Below are 23,444 nucleotides of genomic sequence, written 5' to 3' on the forward strand. Positions count from 1 at the left end.
ATACCGGAATTTTACTGATTTTATCCAGATTTTGGATTTCAATAAAAATTTCGGCACGCATAACTAATTGATAATTAATTAAATAAAAACTGGCAGCTTAATTGAAATGCTATTGAAAATTGTAAATCATGAAAATAGCATTCGTTTCCCCTTTTCCGCCAAGCCAGGTAACGCTTAATGAATATGGTTACCACCTGATCAGGAGTTTTACGGGTAAAAAAGAAGTTGAAGCCATACAGGTTCTTACCAATCATTTACCAGACAATACAGCTTATAACCGTTATGCAACAGAAGGAATAGAAATGATTCCATGCTGGACCTTTAATAGCTGGTTCAGTGCATTTCAGATTACAAGGCAATTAAAGAAGCTGAAACCCGATATCGTTATCATGAACTTGCAGTTTATGACATTTGGCGAGGGTAAGATTCCTGCAGCACTGGGTTTGTTAACACCATGGTTCTGCAAACAAATGGGATTACCCAATATTGTGATACTGCATAATATCACCGAAACCGTTAAGCTGGACACGATTGGTATGGCTGGCAATAAGTGGAAAGAAAAATTATTCCTGTGGATCGGAAAACAACTCACTAAATTCATTTTACAAGCCGATCTGGTAGGTCTTACTATTTCACAGTATGTAGATATCATCCGTAAAAAATACAAAGCTGATAATGTGGTATTGCTACCCCATGGCAATTTTGAATTACCCCAAAGAACTTATTTACCCGATTATCCGGAGCTGATTAACCTCATGGCATTCGGAAAATTCGGCACTTATAAAAAAATAGAAGTGCTGTTGGATGCATTGAAACTGTTACAAAAAAAGTATCCCCTTCAATCATTCAAAGTCACAATAGCCGGTACAGATAACCCCAATGTAAAAGGATACCTGAGCAGTGTAAAAGAACGGTACAGCGATCTTGGCAATATTGAATTTACGGGTTATGTACCTGAGGAAAACGTTGAAGCCATTTTTAAAGCTGCCACATTCGTCATCTTCCCCTATACAACTACAACAGGCAGTTCGGGCATTTTACACCAGGCAGGAAGTTATGCACGTGCCTGTATTCTGCCCAAAATAGATGATTTAAAAAGAGTGGTAGAAGAGGAAGGTTATGGCGGCGCCTATTTTCAAACTGATGATGCACAAAGTATGGCGGATGCCATTAGTTACCTGATGGAGCATCCTGAAGAGCGTAAAAAAATTGAATCTATGAATTATGCAGCTGCCAAAGGATTACCCATGAATGAACTGGCCGAATGGTACCTGGGGCATGCACAGCAACTCATCAATCAAAAACAACCTACAAGCATTACACATGGTAAAAAATACAATACTGCAATTGCTTAAACTGGGCTATCCTTTGTTTCAAAAGCTGCTACCCTACCAGGTGTACACCTACCTCGCTACGGGTGCACTGAATACCGCTTTGAACATTGGCATATTTATGCTTTGTTATCAGCTATTCAATACCAGCATGATAGCTGTTGAAGCTGCTACTGCCATCGCATTACTGCTTACCATACTTTCGGGTTATTGGCTGCAAATGAATTTTGTTTTTACAGAAAGTGGTTCTGATAAAAAACGGCGGGCCGGGCAGCTCACAAAATATGCACTTGTAGCCATACAAGGGCAACTGAGTGCTTACCTGCTTACCAAAACCATGATTATCGTACTGCACCTGAATGCATCTTGTGCATACATACTAACCACTGTTTTCATGCTCACTGTTAATTATTTTTTGCAGAAATATTTCACGTTTAAAAAAGCAAAGCGGTTGAGTTAGTTAGTATTTCTTTTCCGTACGATTGTCCGGCACTGGGTATTGACAATGATATATGCAGCAGATTGCTGAACAGTATAATTCCCAATACCACCAAGAATTCATCAGAAAAAGTGTTAACTTGATTCGGGTCAATAATCAGGTCGCATGAAAGGTATTCTAAACGTACTTACATGGACCCCAACCGAACCACCACATGGTACTTCATGAATACAAACCCGGCAATCTCATTGCAGCATATATACGTACATTCAGGCTGGTTCATTATAACTGTAAAGCCGATGGCGCTCTCCCTGCCAAAGCCTATCCACCCAGACCTGAGCATTGCCTCAGTTTTTATGCAAGAGACCCCGAAACCGTTACCTACCAGAACAGCGGTTTAACTACGGGAAAACTCTCCTCTGTTTTATTCGGGCAACAAACAGAGGTATCGCTACGGTATGTGGGTAATCAGTTTTTACTGATACAGGCAGTCTTCAAACCCGGTGGACTGTTTCGCCTTACAGGCATTCCTTCCCAGCTCTTAACCAATCAATATATTGATGCATCAACTATTTTCTCAAAAGAAATCAAAGATGTTAATGAAAAAATCAATACTGCTGAATCTTTTCAGCAGATGATTCAGGTTGTTGAATCCTTTTTGGTAAGGGAAGCAAAACGGAAAAGCGGTGATATACATCCGCTCGATATTGCCACATCTCAACTGTTCCAGCAGGATACCGTTCCCGGTGTGGATGCACTGGCAAAATCGTCCTTTCAGTCTGTACGACATTTTGAACGCCAGTTCAAATTGCGGATGGGCGTGTCACCTAAATATTACCTGAAAGTAATGCGCTTTGAAAATGCTTTCCGGATGAAAAATAAAAATCCATTTCTCGACTGGCTCTCCATTGCCATCAACTGCGGTTATTACGACTATCAACACCTGGTGAAAGATTATAAGGATCTGACGGGATTATCGCCAACGCAATTTCATGAAATAGATATGCAGGCACCCGAACGCGTATTCGGCGAAGCCGACACTTACTAAAAAGTCGCTTTTTTACCACTAACCATCCGGGGGGTACATTTTCCTTTGCACGAAACCTTATACCTTTTATATGCAAAGAAGAAAATTCATTACCGCAACTGCTGCATCGCTGCCAGCCATTGTTTATGGGCAGTCTTCAGAAGCTCCTGAAAGCAGAACAGACAAAGGATTTGTGGTAAAAGCCCATGAAAGCAGATTCAATGAAACCACGCTTTTGTTTGGAGGCAGTAGCCCCAATGATATCAAAGTATCGGCCAAAGATACTGGTGGCAACCTCAGCATTTTTGAGTATACCGGTAAAGTAAAAGGAGGTCCACCGTTACATGTACATGAGAAGCAGGATGAAATATTTTTTATTGTAGAAGGAACTTTTACGTTTAAAGTGGGTGACACCATACATCATCTTAGTCAGGGTGATACCATTTTTCTACCGCGGAAAGTGCCACATACCTTCTCACAAAGTTCCGGTCAGGGAAAAATGTATTTTATGTTTCAACCATCGGGCAAAATGGAGGATTTTTTCAGGAAACTATCTGCTTTTAAAGGAGAACCCTCCCCTGAAGAAGGAGCAGCTTTGTTTTTGGCACATGAAATGAAAGTAGTAGGGCCACCATTAGAACTTTGATGGGTACTACGCTTTCCTTTCTGAAAACAGATGAAAGGGCCCTCATTTTTTATAGACACAAACAATGTTTTCAACAGACATGCACCTGATACTGATATCTGCCAACTGATATCAGTATCAGCTTTTACCATCTGAACAATACCCTTGCTGTGTACCAGTTAAACTGGTAGCCGGTGCCATTGGCTGCCGCAACTGTGCTGGTCTGGTATTTGAGTGTGGCTTCCAGTTGTTGCAACCTGATGCCGATTTCTGTTTGCAAGCGCAGCGATGGTTCCCATTTACCCGATTCAATTTTTTGCATACCGGCTGCTGCCTGCATTTGACAGTAAAATTTACTTAAACCGGGCAAAGCCGTGCTATAGTCAGCAAAAATTTCGGTATTCATATACCGGTTGGGTGAGAAATAGGTTTTAATACTACTGTCTGCATAATGAAGGGCTGAAAAATTAATACCTGCCTTCAAGGTAGGCTCCGTTCTTAATAAGCGGTAAACCGAACCAAAAAACTGAACCCTTTTATTGCGATCGGTTAAAATACCCACAGCACCCTGACTATAAAAACCGGTCTTACCATCGAGCATAATATGCGTGAGATAACCCAAACTATGATTGCGTATATTTTTTCCTAACAGAGAAGGCGTAAAATTTAAGATATCAGAACTCACCGAGAAGCCTACCATCCTTCTGTCATTCGGCTGATACCGGAAAGTCTGTTGTCCGGTAATACCTGCAAACTGCTCTCCTGTATGGGTTTGGATGAGCTGCAAATGAATATCTGTTTCCCCGGTCCAGGCACGGCTCCATCTTTCATCTGCTCTTACATGTGCAAACTGTGTGCTGGTTTTTTCACCCGCTTTTGAAGTAAGTGTAACATAACCGGCACTGGCTCTTAAGCGGTATTTTTTATTTTCAGACTGCTGCCACCAGATACTGTTTTCTATCCGGGTATTCCCGGCTATATCATTAAAATACACCATTTCGGTACCAGCATTTTGCTGTTGCATGGCTTTTAGTTTATTCGTGTAGGATTTATATTCATTTTCTGAAAAAAGTCCTTTCGCCTTTAACATGGTTGCAGATGATTGATCTACCTCCTTTTTACCCAATAATACTTCCGCATATTCCTGCACATAATATTTGTCGGGATAGGTTTTCACCAGACTATCATAATACTTCAACCCTTCCTGATACTGACCACTGGTGGTAAACAGTCTTGCTTTTAATACCAATTTTTGTGCATTGGAAAGCAAAGAGTCCTGTTGTTCCAGGAACGAACCTGCTTCTTTGGTTTTGATATTCCACAAAAGCGCATTGAAATAATTGATAATCGCCGATTTGTTGGCTGGATCATTTATCCAGGCTTTTTCTGCATAACCCAGTGCCTTTGCAGGCTGGTGATTCATAAACAGTGCATACGATAAATTAATACGGGCTATCGTTGTTTCAAATGCTAAGGGCAGCAGTTGTTTATATACAGTTACTGCATCAGCAAAACGTCTTGCCTGTAATAACAGATCACCTTTGAATAACAGTATGGGCGCATCTGCCGGTTGATGAACCAGGATGGAATCCAGTTGTTGCACGGCTGCACTGAATTGCTCATCACGCCTTAATAAGGCCGCTTTTTGTATATATTTTTCCCTCACTTCAGTATTCATTGAAGCGGTTATCATATTATTTTGAGCCATACTATTTTGAGCAAAAAGCAGCACAAAAAGGGTCAATAAAAAAGATACTGTTTTCATGGTAATAATCAATTAGGCAGATGCAGGAATAATGGCTACTTCAACAAAACGGTCGAGACCGGTTGTTTGCACCCAACGTTGTACAATAGAATTCTCTTTATAAGCCAGCACTATTTTTTTACCGGTACGTTGCAGCAAATAATGTGCATGAATAATTTCATTGATACCGGAAATATCTACTTCCTGGACATACTTGGTATCGATATAGATTTTTTCAAAATCAGTTTCAGCAAATTCTTTTATCTCATCACGAATGATAGCTGCTTCTTTACCGGTAAGGCTGTTTAAACTGCCGATACGGAGATTGCCATATTTACTGTTATTGGTTGTAAAATAATAGATACTGATACTCATATTAGTGTTGTTTAAAAATGAATTTGAAAAGAGCAGACACCAATACCCATGCATAAAATCCACAGCCCATCAGTGCTATGAGTATGCCGCCAAAGGAATTGTATTGGGGCCAGCCAATGAAGCGTATCAGCAGGAAAGCAGATACCAGCAATGATAAACTAAGCCAGAAAAACCGCTTATCCGCTGTGGTGGGTGCTACGGTTATTTTGGGTAAGCGATATACCGCATACAGCATAACCCCCAACCCTGCAACACTGAAAAGCAACTGTAGCAGAAAGTAGAATGGAATATTCAACCATTGCCATCCGGTATTTTGCTGCAGGAATACTATATTTTCTACAACAAAACCATCGTAGTGCGTAAACCCATCCCATACAATATGAGATGCAATGCCCACACCTAAAGAAAGAAGAACTGCTACAGGGTTTTCACGAACATGCGCATGCCAGTTAAAACGGCCTGTTTCTATAAACCTGCTCTTAACGGATGCCGGCAAATGAGCCAGCAATACATTCCGCAGCAAACCATGAAACAGGTAGCAGAGTAAGAATGCCACCGGCAAATCGAATAATACAATACCATACCAGTGATGACCGATATTCTCTACTTCACGCAACTGAAAGAAAAATTCAAAATCGGGTACCATACTGCCGGCAAAAAGAGCTGTAACGGAAAATCTTTTGTTCCTGCAAAGCGGAAGTATAATAGCTGGATGGGCGATGGTAAATGGCATGGGTGATTGTTTAATAAATTCTGTCGGCAAAAACCTGCTCCTCTTTCATTTGTTTGATAATATTTTCTACTTCTCTTTTGTTACTGTTGGCTTTCAGCAGGTATTCAAATGAGCCATAACGAATGGCGTCTACCGCAACACTCAGGTTTTCATGCGCGGTACAAAAAACCACGCCGATACCCGGATAATAATCCTTGATCTGGCGCAACACTTCAATACCATCCATATCTTCCATCTGGTAATCCAGGAAAACGAGATGCGGATTTAAATGCAGGTTCTTAATACATTCTTCTCCATTACGGAAAGTGCTGATATTGGTATAACCAAGGCTTTGAAGAATTTCAGAAAGAATGGCTGTCCAAAATGGATCATCGTCTACGATGAATGTCTTTTTAGTGATTTGCTGATGCATACTATTATTGTTTGGCACAGTTATTACGAATGAAATGCCAATTACTTAACCATTGATTATCAATAACTTGAAAAGAAGTACCTGCCTGCGGGATTCTATTATTGAGATAGCATTCCTGAATCTGGAAAAACCAATGAGATGGCTAATGGAATAGATCGCACCCAAAATTGTGCGCATTCACAGCGCCCCGTGCGAGATACATTTCTGCGGAATGTTTACAAAGCAGATGCTTAGGGAAGAAAGGAAGCAGATTGCCCGATAGTATAAGGGTAGTACAACCGATTTTAGGACTAGTCATCCTAACCCGCGAACTAAACTTTTGGAAAGTTTCGGAACTTTCCAAAAGTTATATCTCACAAAAAATCAGGCAATAAACATTTTGCGCTGATGCTATTTTATAGGTGTATAGTATATAGAAAATATTAACTATCAAGAAGTATCAAGAAGTTTACCTACTTTTCTTCAGTAAGGAACTTATTTTCGAATCCCTTTTTAAGCGCTGTGCTTGTTCAACAGCCTGGGCAAAGGTAATTTTTGGTCGCTTTGCAAGTACCTCAGCTCCCCCCAATGCCATTTCCTGAAATGATATTTTCAATTTACTGTCGGGTATCATGTGGTGATTTTTCTCAAAATTATTGATTTTGTTACAGCCTTAGCTTGTGACGGTTTTTAGTCACAGGAATACCTCGTAAACTTTTGGAAAGTTTCGGAACTTTCCAAAAGTTATGCGTCACTTACACTATGATCAAATGATTAACCTCTAAAAGTTAATGTCTGAAATAAGGGGTACTTACAAATCCTCTAAAATCCTATCAGAAAAAAAAGCGGAATGCAAATGGGCATTCCGCTTTTCAATTTCGGTCTGAAATTGGATTTGCTGAATTAGTTTTTATCACCCCGAGAGTTAAGTCTTTGAACAATCTCTTGATCAATTTTTTCAGATACCTTTTTTAATTCAAAAATAAACTCTCGTTTCGGCATGATAATTTTGTATTGATTTGAAAATGACTCAGTATAAATAAATTTAGCTTTAATCAATTTAAGATTGTGTAAGGAATCAATTTTAGTCGAAAATGAGTAAGGAATACCATTATATTTATTTGAATAAAAGTATTCCAAAGAATCACATATAGATTCATCTCTTTTATATTTTGCTGCATATTTCTCAGTCAACTCATAATCTGTGCCTTTTCCTGATGATATAAGCGAAAACCGATCTGTCTGAAACATTAACGGATTATAACTGCAATATTCTCTTAAAAAGTCAACTACACTATACATAAGCCCCTCATTCGGATTGTTGTTTTTGTAATAATAGCCAACAGAATCACCGATTTTATGAATAAAATAATCAAACACAATAGTTGACTTCGAAGATCCCTCTTTTTGATTACCATTTTTGTCAATTAGCACAACATTGTTTGTTTGTGTTGTTTGAATCCTGTATAGTGCCACCTTTTTTGTATAATAAATCGATATACTATCTCTATAATACGTAACGACTCCTTTAGAATTTACTAACGGGATGCTATTAATGAAGACAAAAGAACCAATATCTTCCTCTTTACTTTCTTGACCTGAGGTCTTACACATCGAGAAACAGGAAATGAGTAAATATATGTATAGAAGGCGGTTTAAAAATTGCATTTTCTTTTTTTAAGAGTAGTAATCAATTACCTTTCCCAAACATCAAATGAGGTACTACACGTCTTTACCTCCTTCTTGCCCAGAGGCGAACCATTACAAATTACGGAAATTTTGCCCTGTAAATCGAATGACATTGTTGCCGTCCAAATATTTAAATGTGAAGAAGGCTCATTAACTAGTGTGTGTTCAAATGTAACTCCAAAATATATAGGAGATACATCAACAGTTGATCTGTGTGTTAACTCCTTCCATGACCACCCATTAATAAAATGATTTGTGTGGATACCTCGATCATAGCTAATCACATTAAATATTTGAAACATAGATGTGGCTTCAAAAGCGACCCATTTATATTCAAATTTCCTCTCATTGATATTGTCGCTAGGGAGGGCTTTAACAGAAATATGGGTACCAGGAGTGGTATAAGAAGCAAGTGCTCTGTCAAGAACCAGATTGGGGTTTGTGCAAACATCGTTAGGGTCTTCAGTACTAGAGGTTCCGCCACCACTACCGTCACTATTACTATAACAGGTCTTATATAAAAACTCTATATTTAAGATTTCACCAGTATAGGCATCGTAGTAAACATTATAAGTGTAAATGCAAATTTCATCTTCATCGGGATCTGCAATAGAACTAGATTCATATTTAATCTGTTGATCTAAATTCTTGGCTTGAGTATTTACTTCCGTTTTACTTTCAACTCTTTCAATTTTCATTAAAGGACCATTTGGATTTTTTATCCACCCTTTTATCAACTTTCCATCAAGATCGGTTAACAGAATAGCCATTTCAGTTTTTGCTGTTTTGGAAGCTAAAAAAGTTGATAACTCATTTATTTCAGGGGCCTGATAAATGCCTTCAAATAAAAAAATGTCATTGTTTTGAGAAAAAACTAAAAATTTCTGTACGTTACCTGAATATTCTTTTTTTAGTTTTATAAGTATTATACTTTGACCTTCAAACGTATTTGTCTTAAATGAGGTAGAATAATCTAAAGAGGAAATAATATCGTTGGCATATTTCTTTTTTGAAGGAGAATAAGAGTCTATTTTTGACTTCCATTGGTTGACGGCGTTGGCAGCATCTTTATCCGAAAATCCTGATGGTTCCTTTTTGCAGGATAAGAAAAATAATAGTGCAGGGATTAACAGAAACAAGAATGCTTTAATGACTGTTTGGTTTTTCATAGCAGAAGTTTTATATATATTAATTCATAAACCTAGGAAGAAGCTCGAACTATTACAACTGTGTTTTTTCGCAGCTTAACGATGTGTATTCTACTCGAAAGAAGGGTAAAACAATAATGTTTTTTTCTGAAATTATGCGAATTTAAGTAAACTGTCATTGCCACAGAAAACACAGCAATACACAGAAGAGATAGATTTATTCTTATCCTAACTCTACTGTAATTGCACTTGCTAATTTGTAAATCTGGAATTTCTGAAATTGTTGATTGGAGCAAAACCAACAAAAAGTAGAAATATCAAGGAATAAAAAAAATATTAAGACTAGGATTAGGCAGAATAGTGTCAAAGTACATATTTTACTTGGCTTTGTAACCAGCCTCAGAAATTAAGTGTTAAGAAATTCATGTAATCAAGCGACTGCCGGCAGGCAGGTTAAGAAATGGATGATGCTTGGCTATATACAAAAGATGAAGCGCAACTTCGATTCATCAATGAACTAAAAGCCTGGCCTTTAGACTTCATCCATCGTAGTGTAATGTGATGCATTTTAGTTTTTTAAGAAGTGTTGACTTTTTTGCCTGTCTGCCATTAGGCAGGTTACTTTTTTGTGTTAAGACAAAAAAGTAAACAGAGGCGAATGCCTTACTATTAAGGATTTCTTCTGTATCAGCGACAATTTACAAAAAAAATGCGCCAAATATCTTGTTGCATAAAACCCGAAAAACTTTACATAACGAATAAAATGTAGAAAATTCAGGGTAGTTTGATTTTCACCCTAATTTTAAATGACCATTTTTTTTGGAACACTTTCAATAAGCCGCCAACAATTCTTCAGACTCATATTAAGTTCCCATAAAATTTGACTAAAGTTTTATATCACCTAAGAATAGGTTCGAAAAAAATCCACTTCGGGCAACGAAAAAAGAAAGCCTCACAGCAATGTGGGGCTTTTTCTTTATGGCTAACTCTCGAAATAAACTTTTGGAAAGTTTCGGAACTTTCCAAAAGTTATGCGTCAGCGAACCATGCCGGCTTACGCTTTATTGATTCATGAAAATATCCAGCGACACATGAATATCCGGCACCAGTTTTTCTTTGATGCCTGATAAAAAATCAATGGAAACCGGTTTTGGTTTTGCATGAATATTCCATAACTGCCGCGCTATGTCGACTTTGGCAGTAATATGGCTGGTTTTGCCTTGGGTGACAATGCTTGCCCTAAATTCTATTGGCTGCGTGATGCCTTTGATGGTAAGCTCTCCCGCTACCCTATAGTCTGTGGAGGAACCGATGCGGGTGATTTTCTTTACCACCATGGTGGCTATCGGATACTGGTCCGATGCAAAAAAATCGTTATCTCTTAACTCGGCATCCTTCTTTTTTCCCTCTGCCTGATTGGGGTTATCCGTTGTGCGGATGCTATTCATATCCATATAGAAGGTTCCGCGAACAGGTTCGCCCTTGGCTGAAAACGCTAAATTACCATACTGAAAAAGGAAATAACCGTAATGACCGCCCATCAGCTTCCCGGTATTCCACAAAACTTTACTTTTTTGCACATCGAGTTGCCAACCTGGCTCCATCTGCTGGGTACAGGCAAGGGTTTGGAACAGCATCATTAATACAAGAGTGGTAGTAACTTTATTTATCATAGCATTTACATTTGAAAGAGCAAACTACTTTCACCTGCTGTTTCCGATGCTATTAATATGGTAAATTAAAATGTAAACATTGTAAATTCTGCGTAATGGCCCTAAAAGACGATACGATATATCCTCAAAAGAAGAGGCGTTACCTGCTGCCGCTCCTTTTTCTGCTGACAGGTACAGTCATTTGTGCAGCCTTCGGTTTTACGGGTAATGAAAATTTTGACCTTGCCAAACGGCAGATACTCTTGAGGAATATCGGGCATGAGCTACTCCTGCATGCGGGCGACAGCACTTCGAGGGTATTACCCATACAGGAAATAGCCCCGCATGAATACCAAATAAGGTTTGAAAATGAATTTAGTTTTGAACCAGATTCCCTGGTAAAGATCATCAGGCAGTCGCTGGAGAAAGATCCGCTTGCAAAAGATTATATCGTGAATGTGCTGAACTGTTCGGGTAAGGATATTTTATTCGGCTATGGCATTTTTCAGCAAAAACAGAACAATATTGTACCCTGTTTGGGCCGCAGGCAACCGCGTGCCTGTTACCTTGTTAGTATCAAATTTCAGAACAAGGCTTTTACCCCTATACCCAAAGCCTACCTGATAGGTGGATTGTCTGTTTTCGCTTTTATCGGGTTACTGGCTGCGCGGCCCCTCAGAACAAGGCGGTCGGGGGGTACAAGAGCAGATACGAACGCAGCTGTTTTGAAGATCGGTGATACCTTATTTGAACCGGGAAAAAGGCAGATCACTATTGCGGGTATCACAACAGAACTTACGCCCAAGGAAAATAAACTACTGAAAATATTTGCCGATGCTACGGGCAATCTTGTTGAAAGACAGCGGCTTCAAAAAGAAATATGGGAAGATGAAGGCGTGATTGTAGGACGGAGCCTGGATGTATTCATCTCAAAACTCAGAAAGAAACTGGAGGGCGATGCGTCGATACAGATTGTAAATGTACATGGAAAGGGATACCGCTTGCAGATCAATGATACCATTATATAAACAGGATGTAATAACAAGAAATAGCATTGTTCAGCTCTTCATATCCGAAAGCTGACGAAGCCCTTCAAGTAATCGGTTAGAAAATAATTCGGGTCGGGCAAGGAAATCCTCACAGCAATGTGGGGCTTTCTTCTTTTAAGACCAGCTCTCTCATTTAATTACCCGAAGTTCATGAACGCTACGAAAGTTAAATCGCCGTAAACATATGTTAATTTTAATCATTTAAGCATGGCAGGTGAATCACCATTGCAGCGGTATGTATAACTTCAGGGCAACTCACCCAACATCTATGCAACCAGCCACTAAACTGATTACCCTTTTTATACTCAGTTGTTTTGTTTTTGAGGTTCGGGCACAATCATTACCCGACAGCCTGGTATTGAAAAAAATAAAGTCGGCTGCTGCAAAGCAGTCTGTTATTGCAACTGCTGTTACAAACCTGGCAGATATTCACGGCCCCCGCTTATTGGGTACCACTAATTATTACCATGCTGCACAATGGACTAAACAACAGTTATTGAAGAATGGTGCCGACACTGCCTGGTTCGAATCCTTCGATCAGCAGTATCGTGGATGGAAAGTGAATTCCTTCAATGTAGAAATGACCGCTCCCTCCTATATGCATATTGCTGCCTATCCGCTGGCATATACAAAAAGTTCAAAAGGAACGGTGACGGGCGATGTGGTTGTATTGAAACATATAGATAGTCTCTCCGCACTGAAAGGAACATTAAAAGGGAAAATACTGTTGTTGTGCGATGGCTATCGTCCGGTAAACAATATGCACAGCATTACATCGCAGCGTATTTCCAAAGAACAGTTGCAGCTGGCGGCTGACAACCCCGACCCCAATGACCTGATGATCGGTTACCACAGCAGACGCTCTACCCTTCAGGCCATTACTTCTCAGGAAAAACGCCGTGAAGCATTAAACGCCTTCTTTCAATTGTGCGAAAAAGAAGCTGTGGCTGCCCTCATAGAACCCAGCGATTACCCATATGGCATTCTGCATATTGATGGGAACAACCATATCCCTTCCTATAGAAAAAATAATGAGATCACACCTGTGCCTTCGTTTGTGATGGCCAATGAACATTTCGGACGATTGGTAAGACTGGTTGAACATGGCATAACCCCGAAACTGCGTTTTCATGTAGATGCCGTTTTCAATTTCAATCCCGAATACAATGTAAATGTGATAGCAGATATAAAAGGCACCGATAAAACATGGGGTGATGAGCAGGTCATCATGGGTGCACATTTAGATTCCTGGCATGGTGGTACGGGCGCGGTGGACAATGCCGCCGGTGTGGCAGTTATGATGGAAGCCATGCGTTTACTGAAAGCTGCTGACCTGAAACCCAAAAGAACCATCCGTATTGCCCTATGGGGTGGAGAAGAACAGGTATTTGCGGGATCACGTGTGTACACAGAAAAAAGAGTCGGCAGCCTGGTGAACGGAAGTACCCGGCATGACTTTTCAAAAATATCCGCCTACTTTAACCTGGATAATGGTACCGGAAAAATCAGGGGCATTTATGCACAGGGTAACAGCGCAGTTAAACCCCTGTTTGAAGATTTTATGGCTCCTTTTGCTGCCGGTGGCAATGGTACGGTTACATTACAAAATGCCAACCAGACAGATCATGAATTATTTGATGCACTGAATATTCCCGCATTTCAGTTCATCCAGGATCCGCTCAATTATATTTCAGCCGTTCACCATACCAATCTCGACGTGGCTGAATATGTAAACAAACCCGACCTCCAGGAAAGTGCTATAATGGTAGCCTATCTTATGTATAAAGTAGCCATGCACGATAGCCTGCTCCCCCGAAGAGAACATATCAGTATTGAACCCAGTCTCAATGGCAATACCCGTTTTTTTCTGAAAGGTTTTGACAATGCCGGCTCCGTATCTATCGTGAGCGATTTCAATAACTGGAACATGTTTGGAACACCCCTGAAAAAAGTACCCGGTGGCTGGACCTGCAGCCTGAACCTGAAACCGGGCCGATACCTTTTTAAATACATTGTAGATGGTGACTGGACCAACGACCCGCAAACACCACCCGACAAACTGCTCCGCGATGGAAAAGGACATGCAGGGTTAACGGAAATAATTGTGAAATAAATGGGGTTGAAGAAAGCATAGGTCGCGCAACAATCCAAATTTTAAACCGCTGTACGTTTAGGCTTATGGCAGTTTTTGTTCCTGGGAATACCCCGGAAACTTTTGGAAAGTTTTGGAACTGGCTTTGCAGTTCATCTTCAACGATAATAGCAGTCAAGGATCGAGCGATTAAGTGATATAATACGCTAAGCCTGCGACTAATTCTGGGTAGTATAAAGATAGGAAACCTAAACTAGTAGAGAATCGCATGCATGGAAGGATGAAAAGAAAAAGGGCGGTTTTAAACCGCCTGTAAGTGTCCCTAAAAAGCAGACAGTTTAAAATTAGAGCCGAAAGCTTAAATTTAAACTGCAAATATGAAAAAGACACGATTTACGGAGACTCAAATAGTTTCCATTTTAAGAGTTAACGCTCACTAAGTCGCAAAATTTCGCATTATTCAATAAAATAGTAGATACATCTGTATGGCTAAACAGACTGAAGGTTATTTTTACTTAAACGACTTAAAATCGGAAGTTTAGTTTTAGCATAATCATTCGTGGCCTGATCGTATAGCGACTATCTGAAAGTACGTTTGTAGAAACAATTTGTGTTCTATAAATCACATGGTTTAATACATTACTTACAGTTAGTTGCAAGTCTGTTCTGGAATTAGGTAATCGCAAAGTGGCATTCCCATCAATAAATAAATAATTGGCTGTATTACCAATGGGCGGAATATTGATATAGTTCTCTATTACCCATCTTAGATATAAGCTTTTATGAAGTAAAATACTAGTTTCAAGTTCTTGAGTGATCTGTTTTGCGTCAACTTTATTTAGCTGATTTTGCATAGCATTGACTAACTTTTGTGTTGCGGAGCTATACGCATAAACGGCAGTATAATTAAAAAGGAGGTTAGATGAAATTCTGCTATCAACTCTTAATCGATAGGCATACCCATTATTTTTTGACTGAAGTAATTCACTGTTTTGAATTTGATTGAATCTTTGATGATTCCAGATAAACCCGAGCTTAATATCAGTTTGTATCTTAAAAAAATATTTATTGAAGCTGCCGGAAAATGAATAGTAGTCTATATTATTATTGAAATAGTTAACCGCAGATGTCATGAGCGAATTAGAAAGCGTTACATTTTCAATAACATTTTTTGAAGACTTTACATATACAATCCCTGTATTTATAAATATACCATCAATAGCTTTTTTGAATAAATAATTGACAGATAGACCTTTACTATATGATATCGGCAGTGAAGAGACATGAGAAGTAGCGGTTCTGTAGGTTGAAAAAATATATCCTTGATACACTTCATTGATATTCCCTATTCGATTATCCATAAATGCTGAGAATTGAATTGAATTCTGCCGACCGGATAAGAGCCGGACCTGTAACGAAGGATTAAAAGGGATGATTTTCGCCATGGTATCTGCCTCAGTATGCATTTTGTCATGATACCTTGTGTATTGAAAGTTTAAAGGTAAAGCTAACGCAACCTGTATTCTATCAGATTTATACTCAAACCCTTGCTGCACATAGAATCTCATTCTTTTCCAAGAAGCTTGATTACTAAAACTATCATTAAGGTTACGATTTTCTAAATTAAGCTCATATAAATCAATACTGGAATTAAGTAATTGGCTTTGATAACTGATCCCAATTTGACTTACCTGGCTCCACTGCCCAATTCTTTTTCTGATAGTAAAATAATTTGTCGTAAAAAAAGTAGGAATTTCTAAATGCTGAATCAGTCCATTATAATTCTTCCCTTTATTCAAAAAATTTTGATGAAGTCCAGGGTTTACTGTTAATGAAGACGGCGACTTCGTTGTTTGTATATAACTATAAAACTCAAATGCCTTTGAAGATTTAGTTCTTTTAATAATTGTCAATTCATTCGAAAGCTCAGTGTAAAGATTTGCAAGATTTTGTTGAATACTTGACATACCATTGCCCGTAAACGTATTAGCCAAACCGGTTGATCGCTGGTTTTCTATGACAGATATATTATTTAAATAATAATTACTATCATTTATAGTTACGGTAGCTTGACTTCTAAATGTATTGTTAGTTGATTTGCCTGTTTGCAATTCACTATATTTTATGGAACTAGTATTAGAGAAAAATGAAACTTCTCGATCAAAACTTTGATATTGTTTATCATACAAATAATACGCATTGATTCGAAGTTGAGTCTTTTTATTCAAGTTAATTAAAGCATTTATGTTGGGAAGCCCTGTATTATTTAGTAAATATTTTCTAGCAGATAAAGACGGGGGATTTGGAATGGTAACATTTAGCAGATCTCGAAGAGGCTGATAACCTATCCGTTTTTGATTATCAACTATATTATGAGATATAACATCTTTTGTGATGTCAATCCCCGAATTGTTAGACTTATAGTAATTAATAAACTTTGCTTTCTTTTTTAATAAGATATTATTAACGGTTACTTCATGTACAGATGGACTTCCAAATGAGGCATTACCTTCAATGATAATTTTTTTTCTTGCCGCCTGAGTCGTTATAATATTTAATGCAGGGGCATCATTGTATTGAATATTCTCTAAAGCTTTTACAGGTTGGTGCTTATCTAATATCTGAATAGTTGTGACAAGGTCATTAGGGATACCATTGGTAGCAATATTGTATTTATCATCGAGTAGATTATCACCATCAATATAAAACCGACTAATAGGTTTACCTTGATAAGAGATTTTTCCTTGTTCATCCACATCAATACCGGGAAGTCTTCGTATTACATCCCCGATACTTCTATCAGTTTCCTTTGCAAAACTTTTGACATTGTAATTGAGGGTATCACCTTGCGCTCGTATGGGTCTACTCTTATTTTGAACAACTATTTTAGGAAGTTCAGTCATTTCTGTTTGCAAAATAAAATTTACGATAGCTTTCTCCTTTTTTAGCAGTATGCTTTGCTGTGCGTAACCAAATGGTCGCACTTGAATTAAAAAACTATCAATTTGAAACATATAGTCTTTGACAATTAGCGTGTACTCCCCTTTTTGTGAAGTGGTGGCAAAAGCAATAATGGTTCCAGTTCTTACTTTTACCAGCATCACATGAATATCTGCTATTGGGCTATTATGACTATCTGAAACTTTCCCTGATACGGCAAGTTGTGCTGAAGTCAAACTTGAAAACATCAGACATATAAATACAAGAAGTTGAATACTTTTCGTCATTAGAATGACAACTATAGAAGTTGCTACTTTATAGGAAATTGGAAGCCTATTTTTCCGTTAACTCAATTGGGTTATTAATATTAACACTCTTTTGTTTCATATTGGATAGTTTTTGCTTAGCAATCATTTCAGCATTATCTTTTAAGAATTGCTCTGCCATTTGATCTGTCATACCAACAAATTTTCCAAGAATCCAGGGATTTTGTTTAGCAGCTGTCATTAATGCATCAAATTTCTCTTTGGTGGTTTGTATAGTCTTGGGAGGAAGTTGTATCATTCTTTCCTGATGGGATATATTCTGTATTGATATAAATTTAAATTGAACTTCTTTTTTTTCATCAGCCGCTTCAAGAATGAGACCCGGTAGACCGTGTAACTTCCATGGGCCCGTTGAAAAAGGCAGACTGGGTGCGAACCAAACATCATATTTTCTTCCTTTTACAAAAGCTGTAGCTTTTTGGCATAATATGTCATTGATACGAGTCGTATCATCTGATATTTTCCACTCAATTCTTGGCAACTCAAAATCATATCCAAAATATAATTGATACACCAAATTATAAACTGAATAACTTTTGGCAGGGTTGGTGAAATTGTATTGTATCATTCTACTTTTATTCATATAGTTCGGAGGATAATTCGACCCTCTATGAATAGTACCATCTGCTCCTATTTCTTCCCATCTGGCTTTATGATAATTAGCATACTCAATTTCAAAATCATAGCTGCTGAATTCAGAACCAAGCTTTGAAATTAAGAGTTGCATAACTTCTTCACCAGGCTTATCCCGATTTGTAGTATCGTATATATGTATAATTTTATACTTCGTTAATAAAAGTGCATTCTCTTTTTTTTGACCACTGGTTATTTGTGATATACCTAGGAAAAACAAAAGGAATGAAATGAATTGTTGCATGGTATAACAAATATAGTACCGAATGACAAAAAGGCATTCGGTACTTGTTAAAAGTAGATTAGTGACCGGAGAAAACACCGTTTACATATGTCCAAGTAGTCCAACCGTTGGCACAAGCTTGGTTACAGAAATCTTGCTCCATTTCAGGAAGAAGTTGATTTCCGGTTACTGTCCAAGTACCACAAGTAGTTGAATAAGTTCTTGGTGACTCTGTAAGAGACTCTTGTGAAACAGTTTTTTTACCTAACATGCCGGCTGAAAGCTCAATCTTTGTTTCTTTTGTAACTACATTTTTTGAAGGCTCAGTTTTAGCACTGGGCGAAAATGAAGAAAGTGTAAAAAGACCAATGAGTCCAGTTACGGCTACAATCAAAATTTTTCGCATATTTTTTGTTTTATTTCCCTGTCTATTGCCATGGGAATTTTGTCAGCGTCACGCTTAGAACCGCTACCGTGATCTCGGTGTTTCCAGTTTTAGAATTTTTTTCCTGGCCTGTGTTTGCTTCGCCATTTTCAATCTAAATCAACCATTACTCCTTTTAAGAAAGGATCATTTATGACCATGCCCTTCAAGTATGCGCTTACTTGAATTCTTATCATAACAGCTATGCATCGCAATCATGATAATGACAGATTGAATTTTGTAAAATGGGGGGGGGGGGGAGTAATACTAATTTTGCTATATGATAATAGAATAGAAAGATGCTTGTTAGCTAAATTTGTTTTCTCATAAATTGTACGATACAATATGATTGGATCCTCACACAATTTATCCTGTTAGAATCATAAAAAAAAGGGGTAAAAACCCCTTTTTCAACAAGTAGTTAGTCACTCATTAGAACCTAAAAGCTTTGTTTCAATGATTTGCATTTGCAGTAAAATATTAAGCAACCATATTGATTATTAAGATTATTAGTTACAGGACAGGGCACTTTACATGTATAGCAATCATATAAACGGGCCTCCGATTTTGAACGTTCCTCACAGCTCTCTCTCGTAAAGGACATACCAACCCTTATAGGAAAGTTAATGATTAATTTTATTACTCGATTATTCAGCAAAGAATCAGTAATCTTCAAAGCAATTGGTACACCCTAGCGGTGTAACACGAAGTCCCTCGTGCCTCGGAGACTCTTCGACGAACTTCTTTGCTTTAAGCAAACCCTGCGGAGAAAAAAGTTTTAGAACCTTCTGAAAGCTATGTCACATATTGTTTTTTTGTATCTTAGGTTTTCCCCCAAATCTAGATACCCTAAATTTTATTATAATGAGCAGCAGGCTCCAATTAATCGAACAGAAGCTGACGACACTTGGCGGGGCTGAATTCCAAGTACTTTGTGACGAGTATATAGGGATGCGCGAAGAAGGTTTGTCTGGCTTTCACAGATATGGAACACAATTTGGCAAGGAAAAAACACGTCCTGGTACCCCAGATACCTTTTACAGGACAGCTAAAGGCGATCTGGTGTTTGTTGAATACACTACACAAGCTGACGACTTAGTAAGCAAATTGAAAGGTGACATTGACAAATGCCTTGATGAAGAAAAAACAAACGTTCCCGTTTCTGACATTACTAAAATCGAACTATTTTTCAACAGTAGACTTACTCTGGAAGAAGAAAGAACGGTGTACGACTATGCAAAATCAAAACGTATACCCATAATGCTCATTGATCAGGGGTGGCTTGCTCAGGAGATTTACACTAAATATCTTGTTCTTTCTCAACACCTTGGTATTCCATTGGATACTGGTCAGATTCAAACAATCGAAAAATTCATACAGGAGTATACAAACAAAGGTGGCTCAGTATCTACTCCTCTTGACAACCCATTCTTTTATCGCGAAAAAGAAAAAAAAGAAATCGAAAGTGCACTAAACTCAGATACAATACTGATACTTGAAGGATCTCCTGGTGTTGGAAAAACAAAAATCGCTTTACAAGCGATTACAGAGTTCCTACAGAAAAATATATCATACAAAGGGTATGTAATTGCAAGAAAAGACCAAGATATCGCCGACGATCTTAAAATACACTTACATGCTGAAAAAAACTACATTTTACTTATCGATGACGCAAACAGACAAGCACCAAATTTCCGCCAGCTACTCGGTTATTATAGGCAACTGCGCAAAGGAAACCTGAAGATAATACTGACAGTAAGAAATTATGCTCTTGAAGAAATAAGAAAATATACGAATGACCTACCTACTATAGAAATTCCTATTGCTAAATTTTCTGATCAGGAAATACTTGAGATTGTTTCGCAGGAACCATTTAAAATAATAACACCACAATATCAAACTAGGGTTGTCATGTTAGCTGACGGTAATATCCGACTCGCTATCATGGCTGCAAGATTAGCCAATAAAATTCCAGGAGGGGCTTTTCTATATGGCACGCTATCGGAAATATATGACGACTACTTTAAGAATTTTGTTCATGCTTCAACCATTTTTAGCAACCCAGACATTCTCAAAGCAATAGGAATTATTTCTTTCTTTTTCTCTGTTAATAAAAAAGACAAATCCTTTATTACAACCTTATTAAACTTATTAGAACTCGACTATTATAAGTTCCAAGATGCACTGTTTGAATTGGAACAAAGAGAACTTGTCGAATCCCAATTTGAAACCGTTCGAATCTCTGATCAAGTAATGGCAACATACTTTTTCCATAAAGTATTCATCAAAAACAAACTACTTTCTTTTGAAATATTGCTTAAAAACTATTTCCCCGAATATAAACAGCGTTTTTCGGACAGCATTATTCCTTCTCACAACATGTTCGGACATCAAGCTATTCTGAACGAGATTAGCTCAATTCTGGATAAATACCACAGAGATATTAAAAATGATCTTGTACTTGAAAGAGAATACTTCGACTTTTTTTGGTTCTTTAAGCGGATTGAAACCCTTGACTATATCAATACTCATATTCAAAACATCCCATTTTCGCAAAATCCAGTTTACGAAACAGACTATAGTATGAATGCCTTTAGTTTCACAAGAGACAGATGTTTGGATATGCTGAGTAAGTTTTTTCCGTATGATATCGATTCATTCCTCCCTTCCTTACAACTCTCTTTTGAATATGTAAAGAGAAAGCCAGAGGCTTTGCCTGAATTGATCTATAAAATTCGTGAGAAGTTGATATTTGACCAACCCGATCAGGATTTTGGATTCGCTAGACAAGTGAAACTTTTCGGTCTTTTGGTTAAAGAGACAATAAAAAAAAATCCGGTATATGTCAAATCCTTTTTAGCACTCACACCGACGTTTCTTGCTCACCATTACCAAATCACTAAGGGTGCAAAAAATAATGCTATAACCTTCTACCAATACCCAATCCCTTTAAATCCCATTATTAGGAATTTCAGGAAGAAAATATGGGATGCACTTTTTGCTTTATATATCGATTATCCAGTCCAAGTAATGGGCATAATACAAAATTTTAGTCCGGGTCTGCGCGAACCAGATAAGAATATATGGGAATACGACTTGCAGTTCATCCTTCCATTTTTGAAAGAAACGCTCTGTCCCGGGAATATAAAAGATGCAGAGTATGTGTACGAACTCAATGATCGGATGAAAAGACTAGGAATAACAAAACCTGAATTAGGCGAACTGAAAGCTAAACTTGAAACAGCAGAATTCAAATACGCAAAGGCACTCGACTGGAACTATGTAAGAGGCAAAAGTGAATTCGATGCCAAAAATCTTCATGAATACCGGGCTGCGAAAGAAAAACAACTACGAGAAGAATTTGTATTTCAAGATAAAAATAAATTCGATGACTTGTTTGTTGGCATTAGTAATATTTTACTGATAAATAACAACCAAGGGTATGTACTTCAGCAGCCTTTGAACGTGATACTTGACGAAAATCTCAAGAAGGAATTCGAAATCGGATTCAGCCTCTTCGAACGCCTCATAAAACAATATCCCCCACAAATGGGTTTGCTTACTGAGCCTGTTAGATACATTTTGAACACCAATGAAAAAAATATTAATAGACTCTACCGTCTTCTTGAAACAACCGCCGCTGAAATCAGGGACTTATGGCTTCTTAACTTTTTCTGCTTTTTACCGGAGAAATATATTACCGAAGAATACACGAAACAATTACTCGAGTTGGTAGCACAAATAAATGACAACAGATATATTCCAGTTGATGAACTTTTGAAATTCGAAAAATTCGATTCTAATCTACTCAAGAAAATTATTACGAGTGTCGTCAGAAGCATTAGCGACAAAAATTACCGAACAAGTTTATCTTATCACTTCTTCGAAAACTATGCGGAACGACTGAAGGAAGATTTCGATCTACTTACCGAAGCCTATTTTCAGCAGGAAACGATCACTGATCATTATGACTTCAGTAAAAAAGGATTACAGCAACTTGTATCCATTAAACCAGAATTTCTAATTACCTATATCAACAAAAAATTTCATGAAAAGAGTTGGGAAACCACAGATGCAGACGATAATTTAACTTTTATATGGAGCCTGAATTTGCCATATGCAATGCTCTCACAAGTTGCCGATCGTATTATCGAATCCACTTATCCTATTGGGGAACACGCCTTGAACAGAATGTTCCAGGGAACACCACCCGATCAACAAAATATAGCATTCATTTTCCTCGATGATTATTTCACTCAGAGTATTCGTAATTATAAAAAAATCGAAGCTATTGTCAATGTCTTGAAATATTCATTTCCCTCAAAATTGAACAACTATATAAAGAAATATCTAGAATTAAATCCAGACCCTATGGAATTCCAGAAAATCGAATGGATTGGCACTGGAGGAGTTTATAGCGGAGACATAATAATTGGAGAATTACGAGCAAAAGACTGGGAGGAAGTACTCAAAGTTGTAACTAATATGGAAGACCAAATTGCAATGCTTCCGATCGCACGCTATATAAAATCACGGATAGAAGATGAATTAAGAAGCGCAGAGCAGGAAAAGGAAAGAAAGTTTATTAACCCAAGATGGTAAA

General features: G+C 37.9%; 17 protein-coding genes. 7 read left to right on the forward strand and 10 right to left on the reverse strand.

Going from position 1 to position 23,444, the window contains the following annotated elements; all coding sequences use genetic code 11:
- The first annotated feature begins 128 nt into the window (after positions 1–128).
- The 4 genes from BC659_RS14085 to BC659_RS14100 all read left to right on the forward strand — a co-directional run bounded on the left by BC659_RS14085 (position 129) and on the right by BC659_RS14100 (position 3,443).
- The gene (locus tag BC659_RS14085) at positions 129–1,355 is read left to right on the forward strand and encodes a glycosyltransferase (RefSeq protein ID WP_133475456.1); all 1,227 of its coding nucleotides are present in this window, start codon (positions 129–131) and stop codon (positions 1,353–1,355) included.
- Positions 1,324–1,791, forward strand: a complete 468-nt coding sequence (locus BC659_RS14090) for a GtrA family protein (protein WP_133475457.1) — start codon at positions 1,324–1,326, stop codon at positions 1,789–1,791. Before BC659_RS14085 ends, BC659_RS14090 begins: the two co-directional genes overlap by 32 nt.
- A 193-nt stretch (positions 1,792–1,984) precedes the next feature.
- Positions 1,985–2,818 carry a helix-turn-helix domain-containing protein gene (locus BC659_RS14095; protein WP_133475458.1) on the forward strand — a complete coding sequence of 278 codons (834 nt, stop codon included), beginning with the start codon at positions 1,985–1,987 and terminating at the stop codon, positions 2,816–2,818.
- Positions 2,819–2,888: 70 nt separating this feature from the next.
- Positions 2,889–3,443: a cupin domain-containing protein gene (locus tag BC659_RS14100; RefSeq protein ID WP_133475459.1), complete on the forward strand. Its 555-nt coding sequence runs from the start codon at positions 2,889–2,891 to the stop codon at positions 3,441–3,443.
- 124 nt (positions 3,444–3,567) lie between these two features.
- On the opposite strand, the gene BC659_RS14105 is transcribed toward BC659_RS14100, so the two are convergent.
- The 7 genes from BC659_RS14105 to BC659_RS14135 form a co-directional block, all read right to left on the reverse strand.
- A complete protein-coding gene (locus BC659_RS14105; protein WP_133475460.1) occupies positions 3,568–5,187 on the reverse strand; it encodes a tetratricopeptide repeat protein in 1,620 nt (539 codons plus the stop codon).
- A 12-nt stretch (positions 5,188–5,199) separates the two neighbouring features.
- Positions 5,200–5,541, reverse strand: a complete 342-nt coding sequence (locus BC659_RS14110) for a hypothetical protein (protein WP_133475461.1) — start codon at positions 5,539–5,541, stop codon at positions 5,200–5,202.
- A 1-nt stretch (position 5,542) separates the two neighbouring features.
- Entirely contained in the window at positions 5,543–6,274 is a 732-nt protein-coding gene (locus tag BC659_RS14115; protein ID WP_133475462.1) for a DUF4184 family protein, read from the reverse strand.
- Positions 6,275–6,284: 10 nt separating this feature from the next.
- Positions 6,285–6,686, reverse strand: coding sequence for a response regulator (locus tag BC659_RS14120; protein WP_133475463.1), 402 nt, complete (start codon positions 6,684–6,686; stop codon positions 6,285–6,287).
- An 882-nt stretch (positions 6,687–7,568) separates the two neighbouring features.
- Positions 7,569–8,333 carry a hypothetical protein gene (locus BC659_RS14125; protein ID WP_133475464.1) on the reverse strand — a complete coding sequence of 255 codons (765 nt, stop codon included), beginning with the start codon at positions 8,331–8,333 and terminating at the stop codon, positions 7,569–7,571.
- A gap of 26 nt (positions 8,334–8,359) precedes the next feature.
- On the reverse strand, positions 8,360–9,523 hold the full coding sequence (locus BC659_RS14130; protein WP_133475465.1) for a hypothetical protein: 1,164 nt from the start codon (positions 9,521–9,523) through the stop codon (positions 8,360–8,362).
- Between the two features lie 1,040 nt (positions 9,524–10,563).
- Positions 10,564–11,175 carry a YceI family protein gene (locus BC659_RS14135; RefSeq protein ID WP_133475466.1) on the reverse strand — a complete coding sequence of 204 codons (612 nt, stop codon included), beginning with the start codon at positions 11,173–11,175 and terminating at the stop codon, positions 10,564–10,566.
- Positions 11,176–11,270: 95 nt separating this feature from the next.
- Between BC659_RS14135 and BC659_RS14140 the strand changes: the two genes are divergently transcribed.
- Both BC659_RS14140 and BC659_RS14145 read left to right on the forward strand, forming a co-directional pair.
- Positions 11,271–12,182 (forward strand): winged helix-turn-helix domain-containing protein, encoded by a 912-nt coding sequence (locus BC659_RS14140; RefSeq protein ID WP_133475467.1) that lies wholly within the window; start codon positions 11,271–11,273, stop codon positions 12,180–12,182.
- A gap of 289 nt (positions 12,183–12,471) precedes the next feature.
- On the forward strand, positions 12,472–14,316 hold the full coding sequence (locus tag BC659_RS14145) for a M20/M25/M40 family metallo-hydrolase (protein ID WP_162847444.1): 1,845 nt from the start codon (positions 12,472–12,474) through the stop codon (positions 14,314–14,316).
- Between the two features lie 503 nt (positions 14,317–14,819).
- Here BC659_RS14145 and BC659_RS14150 read toward each other — a convergent pair.
- From BC659_RS14150 to BC659_RS14160, 3 genes are read right to left on the reverse strand one after another with little or no spacing between them, the layout of a single operon-like run.
- A complete protein-coding gene (locus tag BC659_RS14150) occupies positions 14,820–17,522 on the reverse strand; it encodes a carboxypeptidase-like regulatory domain-containing protein (RefSeq protein ID WP_133475469.1) in 2,703 nt (900 codons plus the stop codon).
- Positions 17,523–17,568: 46 nt separating this feature from the next.
- Positions 17,569–18,438 carry a GLPGLI family protein gene (locus tag BC659_RS14155; protein WP_133475470.1) on the reverse strand — a complete coding sequence of 290 codons (870 nt, stop codon included), beginning with the start codon at positions 18,436–18,438 and terminating at the stop codon, positions 17,569–17,571.
- 58 nt (positions 18,439–18,496) lie between these two features.
- A complete protein-coding gene (locus tag BC659_RS14160) occupies positions 18,497–18,823 on the reverse strand; it encodes a hypothetical protein (RefSeq protein WP_133475471.1) in 327 nt (108 codons plus the stop codon).
- An 882-nt stretch (positions 18,824–19,705) separates the two neighbouring features.
- Here BC659_RS14160 and BC659_RS14165 point away from each other — a divergent pair.
- Positions 19,706–23,443: an nSTAND3 domain-containing NTPase gene (locus tag BC659_RS14165; RefSeq protein WP_133475472.1), complete on the forward strand. Its 3,738-nt coding sequence runs from the start codon at positions 19,706–19,708 to the stop codon at positions 23,441–23,443.
- Position 23,444 lies beyond the last annotated feature (1 nt).

It is taken from the genome of Sediminibacterium goheungense (assembly GCF_004361915.1).
Classification (GTDB): Bacteria; Bacteroidota; Bacteroidia; order Chitinophagales; family Chitinophagaceae; genus Sediminibacterium; species Sediminibacterium goheungense.

Bases quoted from the DNA above. Each gene is read 5' to 3' on its own strand.
- BC659_RS14085 (WP_133475456.1), top strand. From the start codon at position 129: ATGAAAATAGCATTCGTTTCCCCTTTTCCGCCAAGCCAGGTAACGCTT.
- BC659_RS14090 (WP_133475457.1), top strand. From the start codon at position 1,324: ATGGTAAAAAATACAATACTGCAATTGCTTAAACTGGGCTATCCTTTG.
- BC659_RS14095 (WP_133475458.1), top strand. From the start codon at position 1,985: ATGGTACTTCATGAATACAAACCCGGCAATCTCATTGCAGCATATATA.
- BC659_RS14100 (WP_133475459.1), top strand. From the start codon at position 2,889: ATGCAAAGAAGAAAATTCATTACCGCAACTGCTGCATCGCTGCCAGCC.
- BC659_RS14105 (WP_133475460.1), bottom strand. From the start codon at position 5,187: ATGAAAACAGTATCTTTTTTATTGACCCTTTTTGTGCTGCTTTTTGCT.
- BC659_RS14110 (WP_133475461.1), bottom strand. From the start codon at position 5,541: ATGAGTATCAGTATCTATTATTTTACAACCAATAACAGTAAATATGGC.
- BC659_RS14115 (WP_133475462.1), bottom strand. From the start codon at position 6,274: ATGCCATTTACCATCGCCCATCCAGCTATTATACTTCCGCTTTGCAGG.
- BC659_RS14120 (WP_133475463.1), bottom strand. From the start codon at position 6,686: ATGCATCAGCAAATCACTAAAAAGACATTCATCGTAGACGATGATCCA.
- BC659_RS14125 (WP_133475464.1), bottom strand. From the start codon at position 8,333: ATGCAATTTTTAAACCGCCTTCTATACATATATTTACTCATTTCCTGT.
- BC659_RS14130 (WP_133475465.1), bottom strand. From the start codon at position 9,523: ATGAAAAACCAAACAGTCATTAAAGCATTCTTGTTTCTGTTAATCCCT.
- BC659_RS14135 (WP_133475466.1), bottom strand. From the start codon at position 11,175: ATGATAAATAAAGTTACTACCACTCTTGTATTAATGATGCTGTTCCAA.
- BC659_RS14140 (WP_133475467.1), top strand. From the start codon at position 11,271: ATGGCCCTAAAAGACGATACGATATATCCTCAAAAGAAGAGGCGTTAC.
- BC659_RS14145 (WP_162847444.1), top strand. From the start codon at position 12,472: ATGCAACCAGCCACTAAACTGATTACCCTTTTTATACTCAGTTGTTTT.
- BC659_RS14150 (WP_133475469.1), bottom strand. From the start codon at position 17,522: ATGACGAAAAGTATTCAACTTCTTGTATTTATATGTCTGATGTTTTCA.
- BC659_RS14155 (WP_133475470.1), bottom strand. From the start codon at position 18,438: ATGCAACAATTCATTTCATTCCTTTTGTTTTTCCTAGGTATATCACAA.
- BC659_RS14160 (WP_133475471.1), bottom strand. From the start codon at position 18,823: ATGCGAAAAATTTTGATTGTAGCCGTAACTGGACTCATTGGTCTTTTT.
- BC659_RS14165 (WP_133475472.1), top strand. From the start codon at position 19,706: ATGAGCAGCAGGCTCCAATTAATCGAACAGAAGCTGACGACACTTGGC.